The sequence below is a fragment of the Oerskovia merdavium genome (assembly GCF_014836755.1).
Taxonomy (GTDB): domain Bacteria; phylum Actinomycetota; class Actinomycetes; order Actinomycetales; family Cellulomonadaceae; genus Oerskovia; species Oerskovia merdavium.
In genome coordinates, this window is sequence record NZ_JACSQF010000002.1 from 146840 (window position 1) to 171850 (window position 25011).

Genomic DNA, 25011 nt, shown 5'->3' on the forward strand with positions numbered 1-25011 from the left:
TCGACCGTAGTCCGGGCCGCGCGCGCCCGCATTCGCCTGGTCGTGCGGGCTCCGCCCCCGGCACAATGGCTCTCGGCGGGCACGATCGTCGCGACGCACGCACGCCACCCGACGACAAGGAGGCCCGGCATGGTCGGCACGGCAGCGGTCCTGGGCATGACGGCGGTCGCCCTGGGCATGGTCCTGACCCCCGGACCCAACATGGTCTACCTGGTCTCGCGCAGCATCAGCCAGGGGTGGCAGGCGGGCATGGTCTCGCTCGCGGGGACCGCGGCCGGGTTCGTGGTCTACATGACCCTGGCGAACGTGGGCCTCGCAGCGGTCTTCGTCGTGGTGCCGTGGCTGTACGTCGGCCTGAAGGTCGCGGGCGCGTGCTACCTCCTCTATCTCGCGTGGAGGACGCTGCGCCCGGGTGGGCGCTCTCCGTTCGAGGCGCAGGACCTCCCGCGCGACTCGCGCGCGACCCTCTTCCGCATGGGCCTGCTCACGAACCTGCTCAACCCCAAGGCCGCGATCATGTACCTCGCGCTCATCCCGCAGTTCATCGACCCGACCGCAGGCAGCGTCATGGGGCAGGGGTTCGTGCTGGGCGGCGTGCAGATCGGGGTGAGCGTGCTCGTCAACGCGGGGATCGTGCTGGCCGCGGGCAGCATCGCGGTGTTCTTGCGCTCGCGCCCCACGTGGATGCGCTGGCAGCGGCGCGCGACCGGCACGCTGCTGGGCGCGGTGGGGGTCAAGCTCGCGATGGACGCGCCTGCCCCGGCGACGGCATGAGGACGCGCCGCGACCGCTCCGTCCTCGTACTCCGCGGACCTCTACGGCCCGTAGGGCGGCGCGCCGATCGTCTCGCTCGCCCACGAGGCGACGTCGTCGGGCGTCCGGGCGACAGAGGGGCGGGTCGCCCAGGTCGAGCGGGTCGGCGGCAGGGACCGGTTGGTCCCCTCACGGAGTGGCACGCCCGCCGCGAGGCCCGACGGCGCCGCTCACCGCACAGGTCGGCCTCACCCGGGTCCTGACCGGGGGAGAGGCGTGGTGACGTGCGGGTGGTGCGCTCCGCCGTCGGGCCGAGGCCCGTGCCCTGACGACGATCCGCGGGCGCTGGTACGGTCGGCGCGCAGCCGGCACCGTCGCGGGCTCGGGGGCTGGAGGGGCACGAGATGGAAGAGGCCGATCGGGGGATGTGGACCCGGCTCGCGGTCCTTGCGGTCGTGGTGCTGGGGGCGGCCGTGTGGTGGACGACCTCCGACGCTGCGCTCGTGGCCCGCGGAGGTGAGGAGCTCGATCTGATGTACGACTACTCGTCGCTCGAGGAGCTGGCGGTCGAGACCACGGACGTCGCCGTCGTCGAACCGACCGGGGAGACCTGGACCGAGCACGTCAGCGAGGCTCCCTTCGTCGTGACCGAGCTCAGGGTCGTGAGCTCGGACGACGGCCCGCTGGTCGCCGACGACCTCATCACGATCCGTCAGGACGACGGGCGCTATGTCAACGCCGCGCCCGTCCCGCGCGCGGGGGAGCGCTACGTGATCTTCCTCGACCGGTCCGAGAGCGATCCGGGCGGGACGAGGTACGGGATCGTCGGCGCTCAGGCGGTATGGCACCTCGACGGTGCGCGGGGCAAGCTCACGACGCCGAAGAGCTCCTTGCCGCGACGGGTGACGGTGTCAGGTTCTGAGGGTGGGCTGCGCGTCTCGTCGCGGTAGCGGTTCGCGCAGGGACCGCGACCCCAGAGCGAGCAGCGGTGCCGCGAGCGTCGCCCCGGCGACGAAGAGAGCGACGCCCGTCCACCCCGCGTGCACCCATGCGACGCCCCCGAGCCAGCCGAGCAGGCTCGACGCCGTGTAGTAGAAGACGTTGTAGAGCGACGTCGCCTGCGCCCGCCCCACGACTGCCCGGTGCCCCACCCACCCCGACGCGACCGCGTGCGCCCCGAAGAAGGCCGCGGTCAGGACCACGAGGCCCAGCAGGATCACGGGCAGCTGCGGGGCGAGAGTCAGGAGCGCGCCTGCGCTCATCGTGGCCCCCGCCGCGACCAGGACGCGGCGGCGCCCCCACCGGACCGTGAGGCTTCCCGCGAGCCTCGACGACACCGTCCCGCCCAGGTAGGCGAAGAACACGAGCGACGTGACCGCGGGCGACAGCAGGTACGGCAGGGCCTCGAGGCGGAACCCGAGGTAGTTGTAGGTCGTCACGAACCCTCCGATGACCAGGGCGCCGTTGGCGTACAGGACGAGCAGGCCGCGGTCGCGCAGGTTCGCGATCACCAGCGCGCCCACCTCGCGCAGGCTCGCTCCGCCCGGCGAGAAGCCCCGTGCGCGGGGCACGAGCAGCACGAACGCCACGGTCGCGACCGCGCACAGCGCCGACACGGCTGCCAGGCCCGGTCGCCAGCCCGCCGCCTCGGCGACCGCGACCGCGATCACCCGCCCACCGAGCCCGCCCACCGACGCCCCACCGACGAACAGCCCCGCGACCACGGCCGTGTGCGCGGCGTGGACCTCCTCGTGCAGGAGCGTGACGGCCAGCGCGGGCACCCCGCCCAGCGCGACCCCCTCGAGGAAGCGGCCCGCGACGAGCAGCTCGGTCGTGGGCGCGAACGGGACCAGGACACCCAGGGCGCTCGCGGCCACGAGCGCGGCCCGCACGGCGCGCACGCGTCCGACGCGGTCGGCGACCACGGACCAGGGCAGGACCGCGAGCGCGAGGCCGAGCGTCGCGGCGGAGACCGTGAGCGAGGCCGTCGGGGCCGAGACCCCGAGGCCCGCCGCGACCGCTGGGAGGATGCCCTGCGGCGAGTAGAGCTGCGCGAACGTCGCGACCCCTGCGCACACGAGCGCCACGACCGTCCGGCGGTATCCCCGGGAGCCGCGCCGGTGGCCTGCCCACGCTGCGGGCGGGAGAAGGGCGGGCGCCAGGGTCGTGGTCATGCGCCCGACGCTAGGAAGCGCCGACTCTTGCGTCCAATGCATGTGTGGCCGTCAACGCATACGCTCAGCGCATGGATGCCGCCCTGGACGAGCAGACCCGCCGCCTCCTGCCCCTGCTGCCCGCGTTCGTCGCGGTCGCCGAGGTCGAGCAGGTGACCCTCGCCGCCGCGATGCTGCGGGCCCCGCAACCCACCGTGTCCCGGGCGGTCGCCCGGGTCGGAGAGGTGCTGGGCGTCCCCGTCGTCGAGCGGCACGGACGCGGCATCCGCCTGACCGACGCGGGCCGCGCCCTGCTGCCCCACGCACGCCAGGCGCTCGCGGCCCTCGGTGCGGGCGTCGACGCGGTCCGATCGTCCGAGGCGCTCGCGCGCGGCACCCTGTCGGTCGCGTTCCAGACGTCCCTGGGCGAGTCCGTGGTCCCCGCGCTCATCAAGGAGTTCCTCACGGGGCACCCTGCGGTCCGCTTCACCATGAACCAGGGCGCGCGCCGGACGTGCCTCGATGCGCTCGCCGCGGGCGAGGCGGACATCGCCCTGGTCTCGCGCCTCGTGCCGGCCCCGACCGGTCTCGACACCCTCACGCTCTTCCAGGAGCCGCTGGTCCTCATGGTCCCGGCGGGGCACGAGCTCGCGGGGAGGACGGGGGCCACGCTGCGTGACGCGGCGCGCTCGACGTTCATCACGCTCAAGCACGGGTACGGCCTGCGCGGGACGGTCGACGCGCTGTGCGCCGCAGCGGGCGTGCGCCCGACCATCGGGTTCGAGGGCGAGGACCTGCACACCGTCCGGGGGCTCGTGGCCGCGGGACTGGGAGTGAGCGTCCTGCCGCCCGCGCGTCACCCCGTGCACGAGGGCGTCGAGCTCCGCCTCGACGAGCCCGTCACGACGCGCGACATCGGCGCGGCGTGGTCGCCGCAGAACACGTCGCCCACGCTGGCCGCGTTCGTCGCGATGCTCCGCGCGGGGACGCCGGTCGCAGGGGTGGGGGTCGTGGGGGCGCGGGCGGTCGGGGCGCCCGACGGCGGAGCGCCCTCGCGCTGAGGCCTCGCCGTGGTCCCCGGCCGCGGAGGTCGTTCCCGGGTGAACTGCCGGGTGTGATCCGCGTCGCTCCCAGTGTCGGAGGGCAAGAACGACGGGCCGCGCGACATGATGTGGGTGACGGGTGACGCCACCGCGGGCCCGCGACGATGCCTCGAAGGAGTACCGCCCATGACTTCCCTGCGCCGCCTCGCCCCCGCCGTCTCGCTCGTCGCGCTCCTCGCGCTCACCGCGTGCGGCACCGACACCGACTCGGGCGGCACGACGCCCACCGAGGAGAGCAGCAGCGCCGAGGAGACCACGCCGGCCGAGGAGACGCCCGAGGCTCTGCCCGACGCAGCCGACCTGACGATCGAGGCGGGGGCCAACGGCGTCGACCTGCCCGACGGGATCGACGCGCCCTCGAACGGTGGCACGGGGGCGGCCTGGACCGCCGAGGACGGCTACCTGTACGTCGTGACGTTCGGGTCGAGCACGTGCCCGACCGTCGCCGAGGGCGAGGCGACCCTCGAGGGGAGCGACGTCGTCGTGACCTTCGAGAAGGTCGAGGACAACAAGCCCTGCACCATGGACATGCGCGCCTGGACCACGGTCGTCAAGGCGCCCGAGGGCGTCGACGAGTCGGCCGACGTGACCGTGAAGCTGGACGAGGCCGGGTCGGTCGTGCTGACCCCGCGCGCCGCAGCGGGCCAGGTCGGCGAGGCCGCGTGGGTCGAGCAGTCCTGACCTCCTGACGGCGCCGGCGGGCGGCACGGGCCGCCGCCCGTGAAGTTCGCGTGAAAGGGCTGGGCGCGGGGCCTCGAACGAGGTCCCGGCCCAGCCCGACCCGTTACCGTTGCCGGGTGAAGACGCCCTCCCGCCGCACGTCAGCGCTGTCCGCTGCGACGCTCGCCCTCGCCCTGCTGCTCGGCGCGTGCGCCCCCTCGCCCAAGGTGCAGAGCCCCGCACAGACTGCGTCGTCGGGTTCGACGGGAACCGGGGAGGAGGTGCCCGCAGAGCTCGCCGAGTTCTACGGCCAGACCCTCCAGTGGGAGGACTGCGGTGGCGGGTTCGAGTGCACGACCGCGATCGCACCGCTGAGCTGGAAGGACCCCGAGCAGGGCACGATCGAGCTCGCGCTCAAGCGGCTGCCGGCCGAGGGCGAGAAGATCGGGTCGCTGCTGACGAACCCCGGGGGGCCGGGCGGCTCGGGCGTCGAGTACATCACGAGCGCCGCCGCCGGGATCGGGGAGCCCGTGCGCGAGGCCTACGACCTGATCGGGTTCGACCCGCGCGGCGTCGGGTCCTCGACGCCCGTGGTCTGCCTCGACGACGCGGCCAAGGACGAGTCGCTCTCTCGCTCGTTCGAGGACAGCGACGAGGGGCGCGCCGCGATGGCCGCCGACCTCAAGGCATGGGCCGATGCGTGCGCCCAGAACACCGGAGACCTCCTGGGCAACGTCGACACCCAGAGCGCCGCGCGCGACATGGACATGCTGCGCGCGGTCCTGGGGGACTCGACGCTCAACTACCTCGGCTTCTCCTACGGGACCCAGCTCGGCGCCACCTACGCGGGCCTGTACCCGGAGAAGGTCGGGCGCATGGTGCTCGACGGCGCGATCGACACCACGCTGTCCTCCGACGAGATCGGGGCGCAGCAGGCCGTCGGCTTCGAGAACGCCCTGCGCGCCTACGTCGAGGACTGCCAGGGCGGCAAGGACTGCCCGCTCACGGGGACCGTCGACGACGGCATGGCGCAGATCCGCGCGTTCCTGGACCAGGTCGGCGAGCGGCCCCTCAAGACGAGCAGCGACCGACGCCTGACGCAGACGCTCGCGTTCTACGGGATCGCGCTGCCGCTCTACAACAACGAGAACTGGTACGCGCTGACGGCCGCCCTCGACGCCGCGATCAACGGCAACGACGGCACCATGCTGCTGAGCTTCGCGGACCTCTACAACAGCCGCAACACCGACGGGACCTTCAGCGACAACTCGGCCGAGGCCTTCCGGGCCGTCAACTGCCTCGACGCGCGCGGCAACCCCGACCCCGAGTTCATGAAGGAGCAGGCCGCCCAGATCGAGGAGGCCGCCCCGACCATGGGCTCGTTCTTCACCTACGGCGGCATGGCGTGCGTCGACTGGGCCTACCCGGTCGCGGACCAGGAGTTCGACCTGCACGCCGAAGGTGCTGCGCCCATCGTCGTGATCGGGACCACGAACGACCCCGCGACCCCCTACGTCTGGGCCGAGGGCCTGGCCAAGGCGCTCGACTCGGGCGTGCTGCTCACGTGGGAGGGCGAGGGGCACACGGCCTACGGCCGCTCGAACGCGTGCCTCGAGGACGCGGTGGACGCGTACCTGGTCGACGGGAAGGTCCCCGAGGACGGGAAGGTCTGCTGAGTGCTGGCGGCGTCCGGCGGCGGGTACGACGGGCTCGGGGGGCGTCCCCTGCGGCTCCGGCGGGCTCTGACGGGCGCCGGGAGGAGCCTGCCCGACGCCGTCGCGGAGGTCGGTTTGTCTCGACGCCCTCGCGTTGGGTACAGTAGCGACGCTTGCTGAAACGGAGCGCCGCAAGGCGAGACGTCCGGTACGCGCCGCCTTAGCTCAGTCGGTAGAGCGTCTCACTCGTAATGAGAAGGTCAACAGTTCGATTCTGTTAGGCGGCTCAGACAGGAAGGCCCGGAACCTCAACGGTTCCGGGCCTTCTGCGTTGTCCGGACAGGTGCTCTGGACCTGCTCGGGGCTACAGGCAGCCGCCCGCGACCCGGGTGACCGCAGCAGTACCTGGCGACGCCTGCCTGGCGACGTCTCGCCGGAGATCTCTCGACGCCGAGGTCCGTGAGGCCGCCGAAGCCTGGACGGAGGCGTCGCGCTGACGGACAGGGCGGCCCCGGCCCGACCCTCGCGAGCCACCACCTAGGCTTGTCCCATGTTCACCTTCGGCCGTCGTCGCCCCGTCACCTACGTCCTGGGCCAGCCGGTCAAGAGCTTCCCGGAGATCGCTCCCCAGGTCGAGCGCGGCAACATCCTGCGCATCACAGAGATCGGCGAGCCGGTCCTGCACACCCCGTGCCGTGAGGTGACCGAGTTCGGCACGCCCGAGCTCGCGCAGCTCGTCGACGACATGTTCACGACGATGTTCGTCGCGGAGGGGGTGGGCCTCGCGGGGCCGCAGGTCGGGGTGGACCTCCGGATCTTCGTCTACGACGTCGAGGACGAGAACGAGGACCGCCACGTCGGGCACGTCGTCAACCCCGTGCTCGAGGTCTTCGACGGCCCGGGTGACGAGATCGAGGAGAGCGACGAGGGCTGCCTCTCGATCCCCGGCGCCTACTCGCCGCTGGCCCGCCCCGTGAAGGCGACCGTCCGCGGGTTCGACCAGCACGGCAACCCCGTCGAGCTCACGGGCACGCACTTCTTCGGCCGTGCCCTCCAGCACGAGGCCCAGCACCTCGACGGCACCCTCTACTTCGACCACCTGGCGCCCGCCGCCCAGGAGGCCGTGATCGCCGAGATGCACCAGGAACGCCCCGGCATCCTGGAGGAGCGCCGCGAGCTGTCCGACGCCCTGGGCAAGGCTCCCGCCGAGTACCCGGCCGAGCCTCTGCGCTGAGAGCTGCCCGTCCGGGCGGGCCTCCGCCCAGGTCGCTCGGCCGGCCGGACCGGGCCGGTCGAACCCGAACGCACGGGAGCCCCCGCCCGGGGCCGCAGCAGAGGGCTCTGCGGACGGCTCCCAGGCGGGGGCTCCCGTGCGTTCGGTGGGTCAGCCGCGCTGCACGCGACGGCCGACGAGCACCGCGCCGACGCCGGCGGCGAGCAGGGCTGCGGCACCGGCGGCGATCAGCATCGCGTTCGAGCCGGTGGCGGCCAGGCCGTCCTCCTTCTCCGCGGAGACCGAGTTCGACACGAGCGCGGCACCCTCGAGGTTCACCGGGTCGGCGGCGTCGGACACGGGGACCTCGGTCGTCTCGCGGGGGACGGTGATGGGCTCGTCGGGCTCGCCGTCTGCGGCCGGGGGCGTGGTGACCTCGTCCGGGCCCTTGGGGGTCCCAGGGACGGCGGGGCTCTCCTCGTCGGTCGGGAGCTCGGCGCCCGGGACCACGGGGACCAGCGGGGTGCCAGGCGTCTCGGGAGTCGTCTTGTCGGTCGTGCAGACGGGCTTCTGCCCGCCCTCTCCGAAGTGCTCGTCGTACTCGGCGACCTGGACCCAGGTCACGCAGTAGCCGTCGGGGAACGCGGTGGCGGCACCGTTGAAGTCGTAGAAGCTCGTGCCGATGTACTTGCCGGACGGCCGGTTGTTGAGCGACTCGAAGTGGGTGCCGAAGCTCCGGGACCCGGTCCCGTCGAGTGCCGTCGCTCGGTAGTTCACGTGACCGCCGTCGACGTAGGTCGTGCCCGTCGGCAGCGTCACGCCCGCGGCGGTCACGGTGTACGGGGTCGGGGCGTCGGAGCCGCCGGCGAACGCGATCGCGGGGGTGGCCGCGAGGATCGCTGTCGTCAGGAGTGCGACGGGTACTGCGCGCATCAAGGAGGACCTTTCCGGGGGGTGGGGTGCCCTCGGCTCAGGGGGTTCGAGCGGGGCTGGCCAGATACTGAACTGGACGGTTGTTCAGTTCACCGTACTCTTCCGACATGCCTGTCTCCACTACCCAAACCGGACATGTGAGCGTTAAAGGTACCGCTCACCCGGGTGAATGTGGAAGCGCTGCCAAACTGTTGGCAACCCTTCTGGTCCGGGGGCTTCCTGGCCCTCGACACGGCGCTCGCCGCTCCCGCGCTGCCGCCTCGTCCGGGGCCCGCGCTCCGACGTCGGGCTCGGTGTCCGTGGGCCTTGCCCGGTTCAGGTGGACGCCGCTCTAGGGCAGGGGGGACCGGCCTGCGCGCACGAGCGTCGAGGCGGTCGTGCGCCCCACGCGCGACGCGTCAGAGCGTCGCCAACCACTGCACGACGGCGGCGCTCACCGCCGCGTGGTCGTTCCGCACGTCGTGCGCCCCGGGCAGGCGCACCTGCGTGACAGGGCCGGGGATCGCCGCGACGTGCTCGTCGAACTCCTCGGGCGAGCCGAACGGGTCGGTCGTGCCCGACACGAACAGCACGGGCACCGTGAGCTGCGCGAAGTGGTCGACGCGCAGCTTGTCAGGCTTGCCCGGCGGGTGCAGGGGATAGCTCAGCAGCACGAGCCCGGCCGCGGGCAGGCCCTCGGCCACGGCGATCGAGCACATGCGCCCGCCGTATGACCGGCCGCCGAGCACGAGCCGGTCCGGCGCGAAGCCCTCCTCGGCAGCGAAGCGCCCGGCCTCCTCGACCAGGTGCGCGACGGCGACCGGCGCGCGGTCGGGCATGCGCTTCCCGGCGATCCGGTACGGGAAGTCGACCCGTCGAACGGGCAGCGGCGCGACGGCCTCCTCGACCGCGACGAGCGTCGGGTGGTCGCGACCGGCTCCGGCCCCCGGGGTGAGGAGGAGCCCGCCGACCGCTGGAGCTGGTGATCGCGTCATGGGTCCAGTCTCGCAGCGGCGGACAGGCCGGCGCCGAGCATGCGGTTGCCGTTCCTCGACCATGCGGTTGTCGTCCGGTTCCTGGGGATTCCGGACGACAACCGCATGCTCGGCCAGAAGGGCGGGGTCCGGGCGACCTTGAGGTGCCGACGAGCACGAGGTTCCGTGCCATCGAGCACGAAGTTGCGGTCGCTGACGTGCTCATTTCGACCGCAACCTCGTGCTCGGCACCGGAGAGGGCGCGCAACCTCGTGCTCGGCACCCGGCAGGCGGCTACAGCCCCGCGAGGAGCTCCTGCATCTCCGCGATCTCGGCCTCCTGCGCGTCGATGATGGCCTGCGCCAGCTCGCGCGCCTCGGGGTTCTCACCGTCGGCGAGCTCGGCCTCGGCCATGTCGACCGCGCCCTGGTGGTGCGCGATCATGCCCTCGAGGAACAGCCGCGAGACGGTCGCAGCGTCGGCGTCCTCGAGCGCCTGGATCTCCTCGTCGGTGAGCATCCCGTCCATGGAGTGGCCCGAGTGGTCGCCCGACGCCTCGGCGCCCCACTCCTCGAGGAACCCGTTCATGCGCTCGATCTCCGGCGCCTGTGCGCCCTCGATGCGCGTCGCGAGGTCGACGACCGCGGGGTCGACGCCGTCGGTGCCGAGCACGATCCGCGACATCACGAGCGCCTGCTCGTGGTGCGGGCTCATCATCTGCGCGAACATCACGTCCGCGTCGTTCGCCGATGCGCCGGCGTCCGCGCCCGGTGTGCCCTGCGAGGTGTTCTCGCCCATGTCGTGGCCCTCCATGTCTCCTGCCGTGCCGTCGCGGGCGTCGGAGCAGCCCGCGAGGAGCAGCGTCGAGCCGAGCGTCAGGCCGATCGTGGCCCTGGTCAGGATGTGCTTGTTCATCGTTCGTCCCTCAGGTGTGTCGGTGTGCCGCGAGTCCTCGCGGCGGTGATGGCGTGCTGCGGCCCGCGAGGGGCCGAGCTCCTATCTCCGACTGATCCCGAGCGCGACGAGCGACGGCGGGCGCAGCGCCCACCCGAGCCGCCACCAGGGCACGACGACGCGCGCGAGGTGCGTGGCGCCGTCGGGCATGCGGCGCCACAGCGCAGGGCCTGCGAGCGACACGAGCGCGACGAGCACCATGAGGCACATCGCCTCGAGCTCGCCGTGCCCCGTGCCCGACGGCGTGCCCTCCTCCGCGTCGACGTCGCCCGCTGCGTGGCTCATCGCGCGGTCGGCGGTGTGGCTCGCCGGGCCCGCCACGCCTGCCGCGACGGAGGGCGTCGTGCCGTGCGCCACGGGGCTGCCCGACATCTGGTGCATCCCGACGAACCCGCCGAGCAGCACCAGCATCCCGAGCAGCACCGCGGACCGCCGGACGGGGCCGGAGGTTCGCGGTGGCCGCAGGGCGGAGGGCAGGACGGGCACGAGGATCAGGACGCTGCCACGCGAGCCGGGTCGAGGTCCAACCTGCGCAGGAGCTGCGCGTTGAGGGCCACGATCACGGTCGACAGGGACATGAGCAGTGCACCCACGGCCATGGGCATGACGAACCCGACCGGGGCCAGGACGCCCGCCGCGAGCGGCACGGACACCAGGTTGTACCCCGCGGCCCACCACAGGTTCTGCTTCATCTTGCGGTAGCTCGCCCGGGACAGCTCGATCACGGACAGGACCGAGCGGGGGTCGTCGCTCGCGAGGACGACCCCGGCCGACGCGATGGCCACGTCGGTGCCCGCGCCGATCGCGATCCCCACGTCCGCCTGGGCGAGCGCCGGGGCGTCGTTGACGCCGTCGCCCACCATCGCGACCTTGTGCCCACGGTCCTGGAGCTCGGAGACCTTGGCCCCCTTGTCGCCCGGGCGGACCCCGGCGAAGACCTCGTCGATACCGAGCTCGTCCGCGACCGACTGCGCCACGGCCTGTGCGTCACCCGTGATCATGACGACGCGGATGCCGCGCCGGTGCAGCGCGTCGATCGCCTCGCGGGACTCGGGCCGGATCTCGTCGGCCAGGGCGAACGCGCCCAGGATCTCGGCACCGTCCGCAGACCCGGCGGCTGCCTCGTCCGAGAGGGCGAGCGCGTGCAGGACCGTCGCGCCCTCGCTCTCCCACGCGGCGGCGTCGGGCAGGGGAGACAGGCCGTGCTCGCGCAGGAGCGAGGGGCCGCCGACCGCGATGCGACGACCGTCCACCAGGCCCGAGACACCCACGGCCGTCGAGGACCTGAAGTCCTCGGCGCGCGGGACCCGCACCCCCCTGTCCGCGGCGGCGCCCACGATCGCACGCGCCAGCGGGTGCTGCGAGTCGGCCTCCACGGCCGCGGCCAGCGCGAGCAGGTCGTCCTCGCTGCCCGACGCGGCCCTCAGGTGCGTCACGACGGGCTCGCCCCTGGTCAGGGTGCCGGTCTTGTCGAACAGGACGGCGTCGACCGTGCGCATCTGCTCGAGCGCCATGCGGTCCTTGACGAGCACGCCCGCCTTGGCCGCGCGCTCGGTCGAGATGGACACCACGAGCGGGATCGCGAGGCCCAGCGCGTGGGGGCACGCGATGACCAGGACCGTGATCGTCCGGATCAGGGCGTTCTCCGGGGTGCCCCAGATGCTCCACGCGACCAGGGTCAGCACCGCGGCGCCGAGCGCGAACCAGAAGAGCCAGCCCGCGGCGCGGTCGGCGAGGCGCTGGGCGTGCGAGGACGAGGCCTGGGCCTCGGCCACGAGGCGCTGGATGCCCGCGAGGGCCGTGTCGTCGCCGACCGCGTCGACCTTGACGCGCAGCGCCTGGTCGGTCGCGACCGTGCCGGCCACGACGTGGTCGCCGACCGTCCGGCGCACCGGGCGCGACTCGCCCGTGATCATGGACTCGTCGACGTCCGCGGTGCCCTCGGAGACCACGCCGTCGGCGGGCACGCGCCCGCCAGGGCGCACGACGACGACGTCGCCCACCGCGAGGTCCGTCGGGGACACCGTGGTCACCTGGCCGTCGTCGCCCACGCGCTCGGCCTCGTCGGGCAGCAGGGCCGCGAGCGACTCGAGGGCCGACGACGACTGCGCGAGCGAGCGCATCTCGATCCAGTGGCCCAGCAGCATGATGACGACCAGGAGCGCGAGCTCCCACCAGAAGTCGAGCTCGTGCGACAGGATCCCCAGGCTCGCGCCCCACGACGACACGAACGCGACCGTGATCGCGAGCGCGATGAGCAGCATCATCCCGGGCTTGCGGGCCTTGAGCTCGTCGACCGCGCCCGTGAGGAACGGCCTGCCGCCCCAGACGAACATGATCGTGCCGAGGACCGGCGAGACCCAGGCGATACCCGGGACGTCGGGCAGCGAGTAGCCGATGATCGACGCGAACATCTCGCTCGCGAGGACCGTGGGGACCGCGAGGGCCAGCATGATCCAGAACAGGCGGCGGAACATCGCGACGTGGCCCGAGTGGCCGCCGTGTCCCGCGTGGTCGCCGTGTCCCGCGTGGGCCGAGTGGTCCATGCCGGGCATCGCGGCCATGTCGTGGCCGGCGTGGTTCGCGTGGGCCGAGTGGTCGCCGTGGCTCGCGTGCGCCATGTCGTGGTCGGAGTGCGCGTCGTGGTGCTCGTGCCCCGGCGCCGTGACCGCCGCGGTGTGCGCGGTGTGGCCGACCTGGGGTGCCTGGCCCGGGCGGGCCCGGTCCGGTCGGCCGTCCCCTGGGTGGTCGTGACCGGAGTGGCCACCGTGCTCGTCGTGGTCCATGGGATTCATCGTCCCGTCCTTCCTCGTATCGCGCCGGGCGAGCCTTCGCTCGGCTATACCCCCCTGGGGTATCGACAACTCACGATCTTGCCGCAGCATTCCCGGTCCGTCAAGAGGGGACGGCGCGTCGTCCGCGCGCGACGCTCGCGGGGGCGTCCTAGCCTGGACGGACCGACGACGGGCGGAGCCGCCATGACCCTGGTCCTTCACGACGAGCTCTTCGACGCACAGCTCGTCCGCGCGCTCGCCTACGTCGCGCAGGGCGGCGCGGAGGTCGGCGAGTGCATCGAGACGGCCCGGCGCATCTCGCACAGCGACGGCGACCGGTGGTACGACGAGTGGTCGGCGACCGCTGCCCGGGTCGAGAAGACGGCTGAGGAGAGCGACATCGCGGGCCACACCGCGAGCGCCCGCCGGGCCTACCTCCGCGCTTCGAACTACTACCGGACGGCCGGCCTCTTCCTCATGGGGGCACCCGTCGACGACAGGTTCCGGGAGAGCGCGCGCCGGCAGACCGACACGTTCCGCAAGGGGGCCGCGCTGCTCGACCTGCCCCCCCGACGTGCTCGAGATCCCGTTCGAGGACGGCACGCTGCCCGGGTACTTCTACCGGGCGTCCGACGACGGGCGTCGACGCCCCACGGTCCTCCTCGTCGACGGCTACGACGGCACGGCCGAGGAGCTCTACTTCGCGAACGCGGTCGCGGCGCTCGAGCGAGGGTACGACGTCCTCGCGTTCGACGGTCCGGGGCAGGGCAGCGTGATCCTCGACCAGGGGATCCCGTTCCGGCCGGACTGGGAGACCGTGGTCACCGCGGTGGTCGACCACGCGCTGACCCTGGCCGAGGTGGACCCGCAGCGGATCGTCGTGCACGGTTGGAGCTTCGGCGGGTACCTCGCGCCGCGGGCCGCGTCGGGAGAGCACCGGCTCGCGGCCTGCATCGCCGACAGCGGACCGTACGACCTGTACGACACGGTCACCTCGAGGTTCCCGGCGCTCCTCGCCGGACACCTCGAGGACGACCACGGGGCTGCCCTCAAGGTCGTCGAGGCCACGTTGCACCAGCTCCTGAAGAAGACCTCGGCAGGGTGGGCGCTGCGCCGGAACCTGTGGGTGCACGGCGTCGACGACCCCATGGAGCTCATCAGGATGACGCGCGACTACACGATGCGCGGGCGCGAGCACCTGATCGAGTGCCCGACGCTGGTCTGCCGCACGGTCGGCGACGACCTCTCCGTGTCCGCGCGGACCCTGGCCGAGAACCTCGGCTGCCCCACCGAGTACGTCGAGCTCGGCCCCGAGGAGGACGTCACGGGTCACTGCGAGATGACGGGCCGGGCCGTGTTCCACCAGCGCGCGTACGACTGGCTCGACGAGACGCTCGGGTACGACGGCGAGCCGTCCGCCCCATGACGGCGCTCGACGACCGGGACCCTCTTCGTCGCGACCACCGGGGCGGCATCCAGCAGATCCTGCGCTGACCTCCTGCCGGTTGCCCGCTGCCGACTGCCGGTGGCCGGTTGCCCGCTGCCGACCACCGACCACCGACTGCCGACTGCCGAGCACGAGGTTGCGGCCGCTACCCGCCCGAGAACGACCGCAACCTCGTGCTCGGCACCCAGATGACCGGAGCGCACGAGCCATCACCCCACGATTCATAGCCTCCGCATAGGTTCGTGACAGCACGACCCCAGAGCCGCTCCCTACCGTCGCCCTCATTGACCGTCGCGCCCTCGTGCGCGCAGGACGTGAGGGAGAACATGGGCAAGCTGCTCAGACGCACGAGCACCAGGACGCGGGTGATCGCCGGGGCGCTCGCGCTGGCGCTCGTGGCCGGTGCCGTCTACTGGTTCGTGCTCCGCCAACCCTCGTCGGCCGCCGCCGCACCCGAGGCGACCACGCAGTCGGTCGCCGCGAGCCTCAGCACGGTCCAGCAGAGCGTCACGACGACCGCGACCCTGACCCCGAGCGTCCAGGAGGAGGTGTCGTTCGCCGGGTCGGGCACCGTGACGGCCGTCGACGTGCAGGCAGGCGACACGGTCGAGGCGGGCCAGGCGCTCGCGACGATCGACACCCTGCAGCTCGACGCCGCGGTCCTGTCCGCGAAGGCCGACCTCGCCGAGGCGCAGGCGACGCTCGCCGACAGCCAGGACTCGTCCGACGGCTCGGCCGCCGACCTCGCGCGCATCAGCGCGGACCAGGCGCAGGTCGAGGTCGCGCAGTCAGCGGTCACCGCGGCCGAGGCGGCGCTCGCGGGCGCGACGCTCACGGCCCCTGCCGCGGGTCTCGTGACCGAGGTCAACGTGTCGGTGGGGCAGGCCGTCACGGGCTCGACGACGTCGAGCACGTCCGGTTCCGGTGCGGACTCCGGCACCACGGGCGGAGCCGGCGGGTCCGCCCCGGGGGCGACGAGCAGCACCACGACCACCTCGTCGGGCGCGGCCTTCGTGATCGTGGGCACCGACGCCTGGGAGGCGACGGCCACGGTGGGCGACTCCGACCTGCCCCACCTCGCGGTCGGCAACCAGGTCGAGCTCACGGTCGACGGGCTCGAGGACACGGTCTTCGGCACGGTCGCGACGATCGGTCTGCTGCCCTCGACGTCGTCGGGCACCGCGACGTACCCGGTCACGATCTCCGTGACGGGCTCGCCCGAGGGCCTGCACGACGGTGTGACCGCAGACGCCGAGATCATCTACGAGCGCCGCACCGACGTGCTCACGGTCCCGAGCGCCGCGGTGCGCACGGTCGACGGCGAGTCGGTCGTCACGCAGGCGGGCGAGGACGGCGAGGAGGTCACGACGGTCGTGACGGTCGGCGAGACGACCGGGAGCCTGGTCGAGATCACGAGCGGCCTCGAGGAGGGCGACGAGGTCCTGGTCCAGGTCGTGCAGCGCACCGAGACCGGCACGGGCGGCGAGTCGGGCCAGACCGGGCAGATGCCCGGCGGCGGGGACTTCGACCCGAGCCAGGTCCCCGAGGGCTTCGACCCCAGCCAGATGGGTGGCCCGGGCGGCCAGGGCGGGGGACAGCGCAATGGCTGACCTCGCAGGCCCGACGACGGCGCCCACCCTGGGCGCCCCGGCCCACGCCCGCGAGGGCGAGCCTCGGGCGGCCGGGCGTGCCGCCGACGAGCGGGGCCCGGTCATCGAGCTGCACGCCGCGGGCAAGACGTACCGCACGGGCACGGTCGAGTTCGAGGCGCTGCGCGGCGTGGACCTCGCGATCCACCAGGGGGAGTACGTCGCGATCATGGGCCCCTCGGGGTCCGGCAAGTCGACGCTCATGAACATCCTGGGCTGTCTCGACGTCCTCACGACCGGGCAGTACCGCCTCGCGGGCGACGACGTGGGCGACCTGGACGAGGAGGACCTGGCCGCGATCCGCAACCATCAGATCGGCTTCGTGTTCCAGCAGTTCCACCTGCTGCCTTCGCTGTCGGCGTGGCGCAACGTCGAGCTGCCGCTGACCTACCGGCGCGTCGCGCCCGACGAGCGTCGCGCGCGGGCGACCGCCGCGCTCGAACGCGTGGGCCTGGGCGACCGGCTCGCGAACCGGCCCGGCGAGCTCTCGGGCGGCCAGCAGCAGCGCGTCGCCGTGGCCCGCGCGCTCGTGGGCGAACCGGCGATGATCCTCGCGGACGAGCCGACCGGGAACCTCGACTCGGCCTCGACCGAGGACGTCCTGGGGCTGTTCGACGACCTGCACGCGCAGGGCCGCACGATCGTCCTCATCACGCACGAGCTCGAGGTCGCCGAGCGGGCGCGCCGGATCGTGCGCGTCCGCGACGGGCTCATCCAGAGCGACACCCTGACGTCGGGGGTGGCCGCATGACCTGGCGCGAGACCCTCCTCACGGGCTGGACCGCGGTCCGGTCGCACGCGATGCGTTCGCTCCTGACGATCCTGGGGATCCTCATCGGGATCGCCGCGGTGATCCTCACGATCGGGCTCGGGCTCGGGACGCAGAAGGACGTGAGCGAGCAGATCAGCGCGCTCGGTTCGAACCTCCTGATCGTCACGCCCGGGTCCAGCACGGACAGCGAGGGGATGCGCGGCGGCTTCGGTTCCGGCGCGACCCTCACGCGCTCCGACGCCGAGGCGCTCGCCTCGGACGTCAACGCGCCCGACGTCGCCGGGGTCGCCCCCGAGAAGATGTCGTCGCTCTCGGTCGAGACGAGCGAGACCAACTGGACCACCCAGGTCATCGGCACGACCGAGGACTGGACCGACGTCCGGGCGCGCGAGCTCGCCCTGGGTGAGTTCTTCACCGCGGAGGACGAGGCCGACCAGGCCGCGGTCGTGGTGCTGGGCGCCGAGACCGCGACCGAGCTGTTCGGGTCGCCCGACGCCGTCGGGCGCAGCGTCACGATCGAGGGCACGGTCTTCTCGGTCGTCGGTGTCCTGGCCGAGGCCGGGGCCGACTCGTCGAGCGACCTCGACGACATGGCCGTCATCCCGCTGAGCACCGCGGCGAACCAGGTCATGGGTGGCACCACGCGGTCGTCGGTCTCGACCATCTACCTCAAGGCGGCCTCCGAGGACGTCCTGTCCGCGGCCTACCAGGAGGCCGAGGCCGTGCTGCTCAACCTGCACGGCATCACCGACGCCGACTCGGCGGACTTCTCGATCAACAGCCAGGACGCCCTGGTGTCCACGGCGACGTCGGTCTACCGGACGCTCACGGTCCTGCTCACGGGGATCGCGGCGCTCTCGCTGCTCGTCGGCGGGATCGGCGTCATGAACATCATGCTCGTGTCCGTCACCGAGCGGACCCGGGAGATCGGGCTCCGCAAGGCGTTGGGCGCGCCACCGTGGGCGATCCGCCGTCAGTTCCTGGTCGAGGCCTCGATCCTCGGGCTCGCGGGAGGCGTGATCGGCGCGGCCCTGGGCATCGTCGCGGCCAAGGTCCTGCCGGGGGTGCTGGGCACCTCGATCGTGGTGCTGCCCGCCGCGGTCGTCGGGTCCATCGCGATCGCCCTCGTGATCGGCGTCGTGTTCGGCGTGTACCCCGCGGTCCGGGCTGCGCGGCTCGCGCCCATCGACGCGCTGCGCTCGGAGTGACCGTGCTCCCGCCCGCGCGACGACCGTCCGTCCCCCATCCCGGTGCCCGACAGGCACCACCCTGTCCGTCCGTCCCGCGCACCGTCGCGGAGCCGTCGAGGAGAGACTCATGACCACCACCGCACCCGTCCGCCCGAGCCCCGCGTCCCGGCCGGCGCGCGCGCGCCGCCTGCTCGCCGTCCCCGCGGCCCTCCTGGGCGCGAGCCTGCTGCTGAGCGCCTGCTCGAGCGGCGACACGGAAGGGGCCTCGGACGCCGAGAGCACCGCCACCGACAGCGCCCAGAGCGGAGCGGGCCGGGGAGGCCAGGGCAGCCAGAGCGGTCCTCGGGGCGTCTCGGGGGAGATCGCGGCGATCTCCGACGGCGTGCTCCAGGTCCAGTCCTCCGACTCACAGACCGCGGTCGCGTACTCCGCCGACACGACGGTCTCGCGGACCACGACCACGTCGCTCGACGCCGTGACCGAGGGGTCGTGCGTGGTCGTGGTCACGGGGAGCGCCGACGGCTCGGCAGCGGCCGCTGCCACGAGCGTGGCCGTGACCGCGCCGGTCGACGGTGAGTGCTCGGGCGGGTTCGGCGGGGGCGGTCAACGCCCCTCGGGCGATGCTCCGGTAGGGGAGGACGCTGCGGGCGACGCGGGGGATCGCCCCGAGCGCCCGGAGGGCGCCCCGACCGACCTGCCCACGGACATGCCCGACGGCGCCGATCGCCCGAGCGGAGGCGGGTTCGGCGGGATCGTGGTCGGGAAGGTCACGGCCGTGGCCGGCACCGAGATCACGGTCGAGTCGAGCGGCTCGTCCGGGCCGGGCGCGGGCGACGGGGCGAACGACGCGTCGACCGCCGAGCCGACGAGCTCGACCGTGACCGTGGACGCCTCGACCACCTACACGACGACCGCGGCGGCGGACGCATCGGCGCTCGCCGTCGGGCTGTGCGTGAGCGTCGGGACGCAACCGGGCACGTCCGACGGATCGTCCGACGAGTCCACGTCCGGGACGGCGACCGACACGTCGGGCACCGTGACCGCGGCGACCCTGACCCTGTCCGACCCCGTCGACGGCGAGTGCTCGACGGGCTTCGGCGGCATGGGCCAGGGCGGCCCCGGGCAGGGCGGCGGCCGCGGCGGGCAGGACACGTCGAGCGAGAACGGGAGCGACGATGCGTGAGAGGGAGCGGCGTACCCGCCGGGCCGACCGGGGCGCGACGGAGCAGGGCATGACCGACCAGGACACGACGGCCGCGACGTCGGCGACCGCGACGGCCGGTGAGCCGGTGCGGACCCCGGCCTCGGTGCGCCGTGCGGCCAGGCGTCGCCGCAAGCTCGTCGTGTCGGGGGTCTCGGCCGTCGTGGTCGTGAGCCTCGTCGGCGCGGGGGCGGCGTTCGCCGCGAACCGCGGGAGCGAGGGGACCTATCGGACCGCGACCGCGACCACGGGCGAGGTCACCCAGACCGTCGACGCCGCCGGGACGGTCGCGTCGGCCGCGCGGGCCGACGCCGCGTTCTCGGTCGCCGGCACCGTCGCGACGGTGGCCGTCGGCGTGGGGGACACCGTGAGTGCGGGCGACGTGCTCGCGACCCTCGACCTCACCGAGCTCGAGGACGCGGTCGAGTCCGCGCAGGAGACCCTCGCGCGGGCCGAGCAGACGCTCGAGGACGACCTGGCGTCGCAGACGTCGTCGAGCAGCACGTCGGCCACCTCGACCGGTGCGACCGCTTCCTCGGGTGCCGCCGCCTCGACCACCCCGTCCTCGAGTGCGTCCACGTCCACCGGTACGCCCGGGGTGACGCAGGCCGTCGCGAGGACGTCGGGGGCGTCGACGGTGACGCAGGTCGTCGCGACCACGACACCGTCGGCGACGTCGCCCTCGGCGGGCAGCACGTCGACCTCGGCCGAGGTGGCGCAGGCGCTCGAGGCCGTCGAGCTCGCTCAGCAGGCGCTGCTCGACGGTTACGACGCCGCGACCGCGGCGCTCGAGACGAGCTCGACGAGCGTCGTCGGCTCGCAGGAGGCGTGCGCCGCGTTCCTCGCCGCGACCGCCGAGGACCTCGCGTCCGCGGCCGCCGACCCCGAGGACGACGCGCCCGACGGTGTCGACCTCGCCGCCGCGCTCACCACGTGCCAGGACGCCATCACGGCGACCCTCGGCGCGCAGAGCGACGTCGACGGCGCGCAGCACTCTCTGCTCGAGCTCGCTGCCCAGCTCGACGCCGCGATCCAGAAGGCGCAGGACGCCCTGGCGGCGGACCAGTCGGGCGGCTCCGGGGAGCAGACCCCGGGTGGCAGCGGCAGCGGGACCGGTGACGGCAGCGGAGGAACCGCGGGCACGCCGTCGGGCCCCTCCGGCAGCGACGGGTCGGCGGGCGGCAGCAGCGGTGCCGGCGGCGCGACGGGTCCGAGCGGCACGGGAAGCAGCGGGACGGGCAGCACCACGGGCCCCACGACGGGGGGCAGCTCGACCGGCGGGTCGAAGGTCGCGTCGGCCCAGCAGGTCCTGGCAGACCGTGCCGCGATCGACCTCGCCGAGGCCCAGGTCGCGATCGCCCAGGCCGACGCGCAGCGCTCGACCCTGACGAGCCCGATCGCGGGCACGGTCGCGCAGGTCGCGCTCGCGGTGGGTGACGAGGTCGAGGCGTCGTCGACCTCCGCGGTCGTCACGGTCCTGGGGGTCGACGGTTACGTCGTCGAGACCACGGTGCCGCTGACCGCGGTGGCGAGCCTCGCCGTCGGGCAGGAGACGGTCGTGACCGTGTCCGACGACCCGACCGTGCGCACGGGCACGGTCAGCAGCATCGGGGTGCTCAGCACGAGCACGTCCTCGACCCCCGAGTACCCAGTGACGATCGCGCTCGACCCGCAGGACGACACCCTCTACGAGGGGTCGTCGGCGCAGGCGTCGATCACGGTCGCGGGCGGCACGGACGTGCTCGTCGTCCCGACGTCGGCCGTGCGGGCGACGGGGACCGCGCGCACCGTCGCGGTCCTGCGCGACGGGAAGGTGACGGACGTGACCGTGGAGGTCGGCGCCGTCGGGCAGGAGACCACCGAGATCACCTCGGGGCTCGAGGCGGGCGACGAGGTGGTCCTCGCGGACCTGTCCCAGGAGATCGTGACCGACGAGGAGACCTCGACCGGACTCTCGGGCCTCGGGGACAGCGGTACCACGCAGCAGCGCGGCCAGATGCCGAGCGGCGGCGGAGGTCAGTTCCCCGCCGGGGGGACGGGAGGCCCGCCGAGCCGGGGCTAGGTGGCGGTCACTGCGCCGGGGGGCACGGGTGTCACTGCGCCGCAGGCGCGGTTGTCACTGCGCCGAGGGCACGCTCGTCACTGCGCCGCAGGCACGCTCGTCACAGTGGTCAGGAGGAATGCCGAGTCCTCGAGCGCGGTGACGGCGTGCCGCTCGTGCGTGAGCACGCGCAGCTCGCCCGTCCCGACCTCCTCGTCGCCACCCAGCGCGGTGACCCGCACGCGCCCGCGCAGGACCTGGATGCTCGCGGCCGGGGGAGCGTTGTGCTCGCCCAGCTCGATGCCCGCGAGGATCGCGATGATGGTCTGGCGCAGGACGCCGTCGTGCAGCACGACCTCCGCGCTGCGGCCGTTGTCGCCGTCGCGGGCGCGCGTGAGGTGCGCGTCGGTGAGCAGCTCGAGGTTCGTCATGGGGGCTTCCGATCGGGTGGGGGACGGGTGGCGGGGGCTCTCCCATCATGGCCGCAGGGCGTCCGGTTCGCCCGGTGTGCGCGCGTGCCCGACGGCGCCGCGCACCTCGCGCGCACACCGCACCAGGACGTCCATCGAGCCGTGCTCAGCACTGCCGACCAGGTTGTGACGGCGGTCACTCGACGCACTACCGGCGTGCGCCCGGGCGGCGGGTACCTGAAACTGGGTGGATGCACGCTCCCACCTTCGTCGACGTCTGGCAGCTCCTCGACGACGCCGACCGAGCACGACTGGCCGAGATCGACGAGACGCAGAGCGAGATCCTGACCTTCCTGCGGACGACGCCCATCGAGGACGTCGACGCGCCCATGTTCTCCGAGCTCCAGGTCGAGCGGCTGCGGGTCTACCGGGGCGCGCTCGAGCGCTCGGGAGCCGCGGAGGAGGACACCGAGGACGCTGCGTCGGCCTAGCCGACCGCGAACCGGCGACCCCGCTGACCGCGGTCAGAACCCGAGCGGTCGGTCGTAGTACACGTTCAACCGCACCTCGTCCCCCGTCACGGTGACGTCGGAGCAGACGCGGCGCGCGGTGATCCAGCTGCGTCCGGTGCACGTCTGGCCCGCGGGGGCTGCACTCGCGGCGAGGTCGGCGGGTGACTGCCCCGGCGGGCCGGACAGGGTCAGCTCGCGCCAGCAGCCACCCGAACCGCACCCCATCCCGTCGGTCGTGATCGTGACACCCTGCGGGAGCGCGGGGACCGCGGAGGCGGGCGGGATCCCTCCCTCGTCGGACTCGGCCAGGAGGATCGCCCCTGCCTCGTAGGTCAGCGCGAGGCCCACGAGCGTGACGCACGCGACGACGACGGCCTTGGTCCGGGACACCTGAGCAGCGTAGGGCGCGGTCCCCGACGACTGCGTGAGGGCCGGCTCGGTCAGGCGGTCGAGGCGCCGGGCCAATGGGGCGAGCGCCCCCGCCCGCGGCGAGCGTGTCCGCCTGCGCCCGCTCCTGGTGCGCGGGAGAGTAGGGGGCATGCAGATCCTCTCCTCGATCGCGACGGCGCTGTTCACGGCCGTCGCGACGATCGTCATGGTCCTCCTGCTCGCGGCCACGGCCCGCAGGGTCCTGGGCGTTCCGGTCGGGTGGATCCGGTCGATCCTCATGACGATCTTCGTGGTCTCGATCGGGTCGTGGGGGCTCACCGAGGGGTTCCAGCAGCTCGGGGTGCAGGAGGCCGACGGGTCGCTCACGGTCCATCCCGGGGTCGTGCTCGTGATCATCGTCCTCGCGTGGGCGTGGTCGTTCGTGATCGGCCTCGGGCTGCTGCTCGTCCTGGAGCTCCTGGTGCCCACGGGCAGCATCCCGACGCCCTGGCGCGCGGTCGTCGAGCTGCGCCGCGGGTCCAGGGACATGTGGCGGTACGCCCAGATCATGGGGATCATGCTCCGGCACGGGCTCGGCGGGTTCTTCGGCCGCGGGGCGCGCCGACGCAGCCACCAGCGGACCACGGACTCCGAGGAACGGGCCGTGGCGCGCGAGCTGCGGGCAGCGCTGAGCGACGCGGGCGTGACGTTCGTGAAGCTCGGCCAGATGCTCTCGACGCGTGCCGACCTGCTGCCCGCGGTGTACGTCGAGGAGCTGGCCCGGCTCCAGAGCCAGGTCCCGCCCGCCCCCTGGGCGCAGATCGAGGCCATGGTCGCGCGGTCGATCGGCGCCCCCGTCGACACGGTGTTCGCGCACTTCGACCCCGACCCGATCGCGTCGGCCTCGGTCGGTCAGGTGCACTGCGCGACGCTCCTCGACGGCCGGGAGGTGGTCGTCAAGGTCCAGCGGCCCGGGGCGCGGTCTCAGGTCCTGGGCGACCTGCGGATCGTGCTGCGGATCGCCCGCCGGCTCCAGCGCGACACGTCGTGGGGTCCGTCGCTGGGCATCATGGACCTCGCCGAGGGCTTCGCGGCCTCGTTGCGCGAGGAGCTCGACTACACGACCGAGCTCGAGAACACGCTCAACGTGCAGGGCGCTCTCGCGACGATCAGGCGTTCGCGGCGGCACCCGCTGCCGGGCGTGCACCAGGTCGAGGACCCCGACGCGAACGTGCCCCTCGTCGAGATCCCTCGCGTCTACCCCGAGCTGTCGAGCTCGACGCTCCTCGTCATGGACCGCCTCGACGGGGTCCCGGTGGGGGACGCGGCCGAGCTGCTCACGACGTTCGACGACGACACGCGCCACGACATCGCGGCCCGCCTCCTGCGCGTCACGCTCGACCAGATCGTCGTGACCGGCGTCTTCCACGCCGACCTGCACCCCGGCAACGTCCTGCTGCGCGACGACGGCTCGCTCGGCCTGCTCGACTTCGGCTCGGTGGGCCGGCTCGACGAGGCCGAGCGTGTCGCGCTCGCTGCCGTGCTGCTCGCGGTCGAGGCCGACGACTCGATCGCGGCGACCGACGCGCTCATCGAGCTCCTCGACCAGCCCGAGAGCTTCGACGAACGCCGCTTCGAGCGTGCGGTCGGCCAGCTCATCCTGCGGTTCCGCGGCGGAGGGACGGCGAACAGCGGCTCGCTGTTCGCGTCGATGGTGCGTCTCGTGAACGACGCCGGCATGGGTGTGCCGCCACAGGTCGCCGCGGCGTTCCGCACCATCGCGTCGCTCGACGGGACGCTGCACCTGCTCTCGCCCTCGTTCGAGCTGGTGTCCTCGGCCCGCGACGAGGGTGAGGAGCTGCTGCGCAACATGGTGAGCCTGCGCAAGATCCGGGCCAAGGCCGGGTCGCAGCTCCTGGCCTTCGCCCCCTCGATCGAACGCCTGCCCCGGCGCCTCAACAAGATCACGTCGGACCTCGAGTCGGGGAAGTTCACGGTCAACGTCCGGGCCTTCTCCGACCCCGGTGACCGGAAGTTCGTCACGAGCCTCGTGCAGCAGGTCATCTCGACCATCATCGCTGCGGCGAGCGTCGTCGGCGGGGTGTTCCTCCTGATCGCCGAGAACGGGCCTCAGCTCACGAACGACCTGAGCTGGTACTCGGTCTTCGGCGCCGTGATGCTGTTCGTCGGGGCGGTGCTCAGCATCCGGGTCCTGATCTACGCGTTCCGCGGTGCGCCGGGGGACCGGGGCTGGTAGCGGTGCCGCTCC

22 protein-coding genes and 1 tRNA gene are annotated in these 25011 nt (G+C 73.2%); 15 read left to right on the forward strand and 8 right to left on the reverse strand.

What is annotated here, in order from left to right; translation table 11 throughout:
- Positions 1–129: 129 nt before the first annotated feature.
- Both H9641_RS02795 and H9641_RS02800 read left to right on the forward strand, forming a co-directional pair.
- On the forward strand, positions 130–774 hold the full coding sequence (locus H9641_RS02795) for a LysE family translocator (protein WP_056649407.1): 645 nt from the start codon (positions 130–132) through the stop codon (positions 772–774).
- A gap of 383 nt (positions 775–1157) precedes the next feature.
- Positions 1158–1703: a hypothetical protein gene (locus H9641_RS02800; RefSeq protein ID WP_191800826.1), complete on the forward strand. Its 546-nt coding sequence runs from the start codon at positions 1158–1160 to the stop codon at positions 1701–1703.
- Here H9641_RS02800 and H9641_RS02805 read toward each other — a convergent pair.
- The gene (locus H9641_RS02805) at positions 1665–2927 is read right to left on the reverse strand and encodes an MFS transporter (protein WP_191800828.1); all 1263 of its coding nucleotides are present in this window, start codon (positions 2925–2927) and stop codon (positions 1665–1667) included. The two genes, H9641_RS02800 and H9641_RS02805, sit on opposite strands and share 39 nt — an antisense overlap.
- A gap of 71 nt (positions 2928–2998) precedes the next feature.
- Between H9641_RS02805 and H9641_RS02810 the strand changes: the two genes are divergently transcribed.
- The 5 genes from H9641_RS02810 to def all read left to right on the forward strand — a co-directional run bounded on the left by H9641_RS02810 (position 2999) and on the right by def (position 7558).
- A complete protein-coding gene (locus tag H9641_RS02810) occupies positions 2999–3967 on the forward strand; it encodes a LysR family transcriptional regulator (protein WP_225219871.1) in 969 nt (322 codons plus the stop codon).
- 168 nt (positions 3968–4135) lie between these two features.
- Positions 4136–4690, forward strand: coding sequence for a hypothetical protein (locus H9641_RS02815; protein ID WP_191800830.1), 555 nt, complete (start codon positions 4136–4138; stop codon positions 4688–4690).
- A gap of 116 nt (positions 4691–4806) precedes the next feature.
- Complete coding sequence (locus H9641_RS02820; RefSeq protein ID WP_191800832.1) at positions 4807–6345, forward strand: alpha/beta hydrolase; 1539 nt, start codon at positions 4807–4809, stop codon at positions 6343–6345.
- Between the two features lie 193 nt (positions 6346–6538).
- Positions 6539–6611, forward strand: a tRNA-Thr gene (locus tag H9641_RS02825).
- Between the two features lie 263 nt (positions 6612–6874).
- Positions 6875–7558, forward strand: coding sequence for a peptide deformylase (gene def, locus H9641_RS02830; RefSeq protein ID WP_056763018.1), 684 nt, complete (start codon positions 6875–6877; stop codon positions 7556–7558).
- Between the two features lie 150 nt (positions 7559–7708).
- On the opposite strand, the gene H9641_RS02835 is transcribed toward def, so the two are convergent.
- The 5 genes from H9641_RS02835 to H9641_RS02855 all read right to left on the reverse strand — a co-directional run bounded on the left by H9641_RS02835 (position 7709) and on the right by H9641_RS02855 (position 13163).
- Positions 7709–8470 carry a hypothetical protein gene (locus H9641_RS02835; protein ID WP_191800834.1) on the reverse strand — a complete coding sequence of 254 codons (762 nt, stop codon included), beginning with the start codon at positions 8468–8470 and terminating at the stop codon, positions 7709–7711.
- A 398-nt stretch (positions 8471–8868) separates the two neighbouring features.
- Positions 8869–9444, reverse strand: coding sequence for an alpha/beta hydrolase family protein (locus tag H9641_RS02840; RefSeq protein ID WP_191800836.1), 576 nt, complete (start codon positions 9442–9444; stop codon positions 8869–8871).
- 273 nt (positions 9445–9717) lie between these two features.
- Entirely contained in the window at positions 9718–10338 is a 621-nt protein-coding gene (locus tag H9641_RS02845) for a DUF305 domain-containing protein (RefSeq protein WP_191800838.1), read from the reverse strand.
- A gap of 81 nt (positions 10339–10419) precedes the next feature.
- Positions 10420–10863 carry a hypothetical protein gene (locus H9641_RS02850; RefSeq protein ID WP_191800840.1) on the reverse strand — a complete coding sequence of 148 codons (444 nt, stop codon included), beginning with the start codon at positions 10861–10863 and terminating at the stop codon, positions 10420–10422.
- A gap of 5 nt (positions 10864–10868) precedes the next feature.
- On the reverse strand, positions 10869–13163 hold the full coding sequence (locus H9641_RS02855) for a heavy metal translocating P-type ATPase (protein ID WP_404821919.1): 2295 nt from the start codon (positions 13161–13163) through the stop codon (positions 10869–10871).
- A 562-nt stretch (positions 13164–13725) separates the two neighbouring features.
- On the opposite strand from H9641_RS02855, the gene H9641_RS02860 reads away from it, so the two are divergent.
- The 6 genes from H9641_RS02860 (at position 13726) to H9641_RS02885 (ending at position 21472) form a co-directional block, all read left to right on the forward strand.
- Positions 13726–14577, forward strand: a complete 852-nt coding sequence (locus tag H9641_RS02860) for an alpha/beta hydrolase family protein (protein WP_191800841.1) — start codon at positions 13726–13728, stop codon at positions 14575–14577.
- A 305-nt stretch (positions 14578–14882) separates the two neighbouring features.
- Positions 14883–16208 carry an efflux RND transporter periplasmic adaptor subunit gene (locus H9641_RS02865; RefSeq protein ID WP_225219872.1) on the forward strand — a complete coding sequence of 442 codons (1326 nt, stop codon included), beginning with the start codon at positions 14883–14885 and terminating at the stop codon, positions 16206–16208.
- Positions 16201–16998 carry an ABC transporter ATP-binding protein gene (locus tag H9641_RS02870; RefSeq protein WP_191800843.1) on the forward strand — a complete coding sequence of 266 codons (798 nt, stop codon included), beginning with the start codon at positions 16201–16203 and terminating at the stop codon, positions 16996–16998. Before H9641_RS02865 ends, H9641_RS02870 begins: the two co-directional genes overlap by 8 nt.
- Entirely contained in the window at positions 16995–18227 is a 1233-nt protein-coding gene (locus H9641_RS02875; protein ID WP_191800845.1) for an ABC transporter permease, read from the forward strand. The genes H9641_RS02870 and H9641_RS02875 overlap by 4 nt, the downstream gene beginning before the upstream one ends.
- Before the next feature lie 109 nt (positions 18228–18336).
- On the forward strand, positions 18337–19392 hold the full coding sequence (locus tag H9641_RS02880; RefSeq protein ID WP_191800847.1) for a hypothetical protein: 1056 nt from the start codon (positions 18337–18339) through the stop codon (positions 19390–19392).
- 49 nt (positions 19393–19441) lie between these two features.
- Complete coding sequence (locus tag H9641_RS02885; protein WP_191800849.1) at positions 19442–21472, forward strand: HlyD family efflux transporter periplasmic adaptor subunit; 2031 nt, start codon at positions 19442–19444, stop codon at positions 21470–21472.
- A 77-nt stretch (positions 21473–21549) separates the two neighbouring features.
- Here the strand turns inward: H9641_RS02885 and H9641_RS02890 are convergent, their stop codons facing one another.
- Positions 21550–21882 carry a cupin domain-containing protein gene (locus H9641_RS02890; protein ID WP_056649451.1) on the reverse strand — a complete coding sequence of 111 codons (333 nt, stop codon included), beginning with the start codon at positions 21880–21882 and terminating at the stop codon, positions 21550–21552.
- A gap of 230 nt (positions 21883–22112) precedes the next feature.
- On the opposite strand from H9641_RS02890, the gene H9641_RS02895 reads away from it, so the two are divergent.
- Positions 22113–22352: a hypothetical protein gene (locus tag H9641_RS02895; RefSeq protein ID WP_056649455.1), complete on the forward strand. Its 240-nt coding sequence runs from the start codon at positions 22113–22115 to the stop codon at positions 22350–22352.
- 33 nt (positions 22353–22385) lie between these two features.
- On the opposite strand, the gene H9641_RS02900 is transcribed toward H9641_RS02895, so the two are convergent.
- The gene (locus tag H9641_RS02900) at positions 22386–22913 is read right to left on the reverse strand and encodes a hypothetical protein (RefSeq protein ID WP_191800851.1); all 528 of its coding nucleotides are present in this window, start codon (positions 22911–22913) and stop codon (positions 22386–22388) included.
- On the opposite strand from H9641_RS02900, the gene H9641_RS02905 reads away from it, so the two are divergent.
- Positions 22912–24999 (forward strand): ABC1 kinase family protein, encoded by a 2088-nt coding sequence (locus tag H9641_RS02905; protein ID WP_191800853.1) that lies wholly within the window; start codon positions 22912–22914, stop codon positions 24997–24999. The two genes, H9641_RS02900 and H9641_RS02905, sit on opposite strands and share 2 nt — an antisense overlap.
- Positions 25000–25011 lie beyond the last annotated feature (12 nt).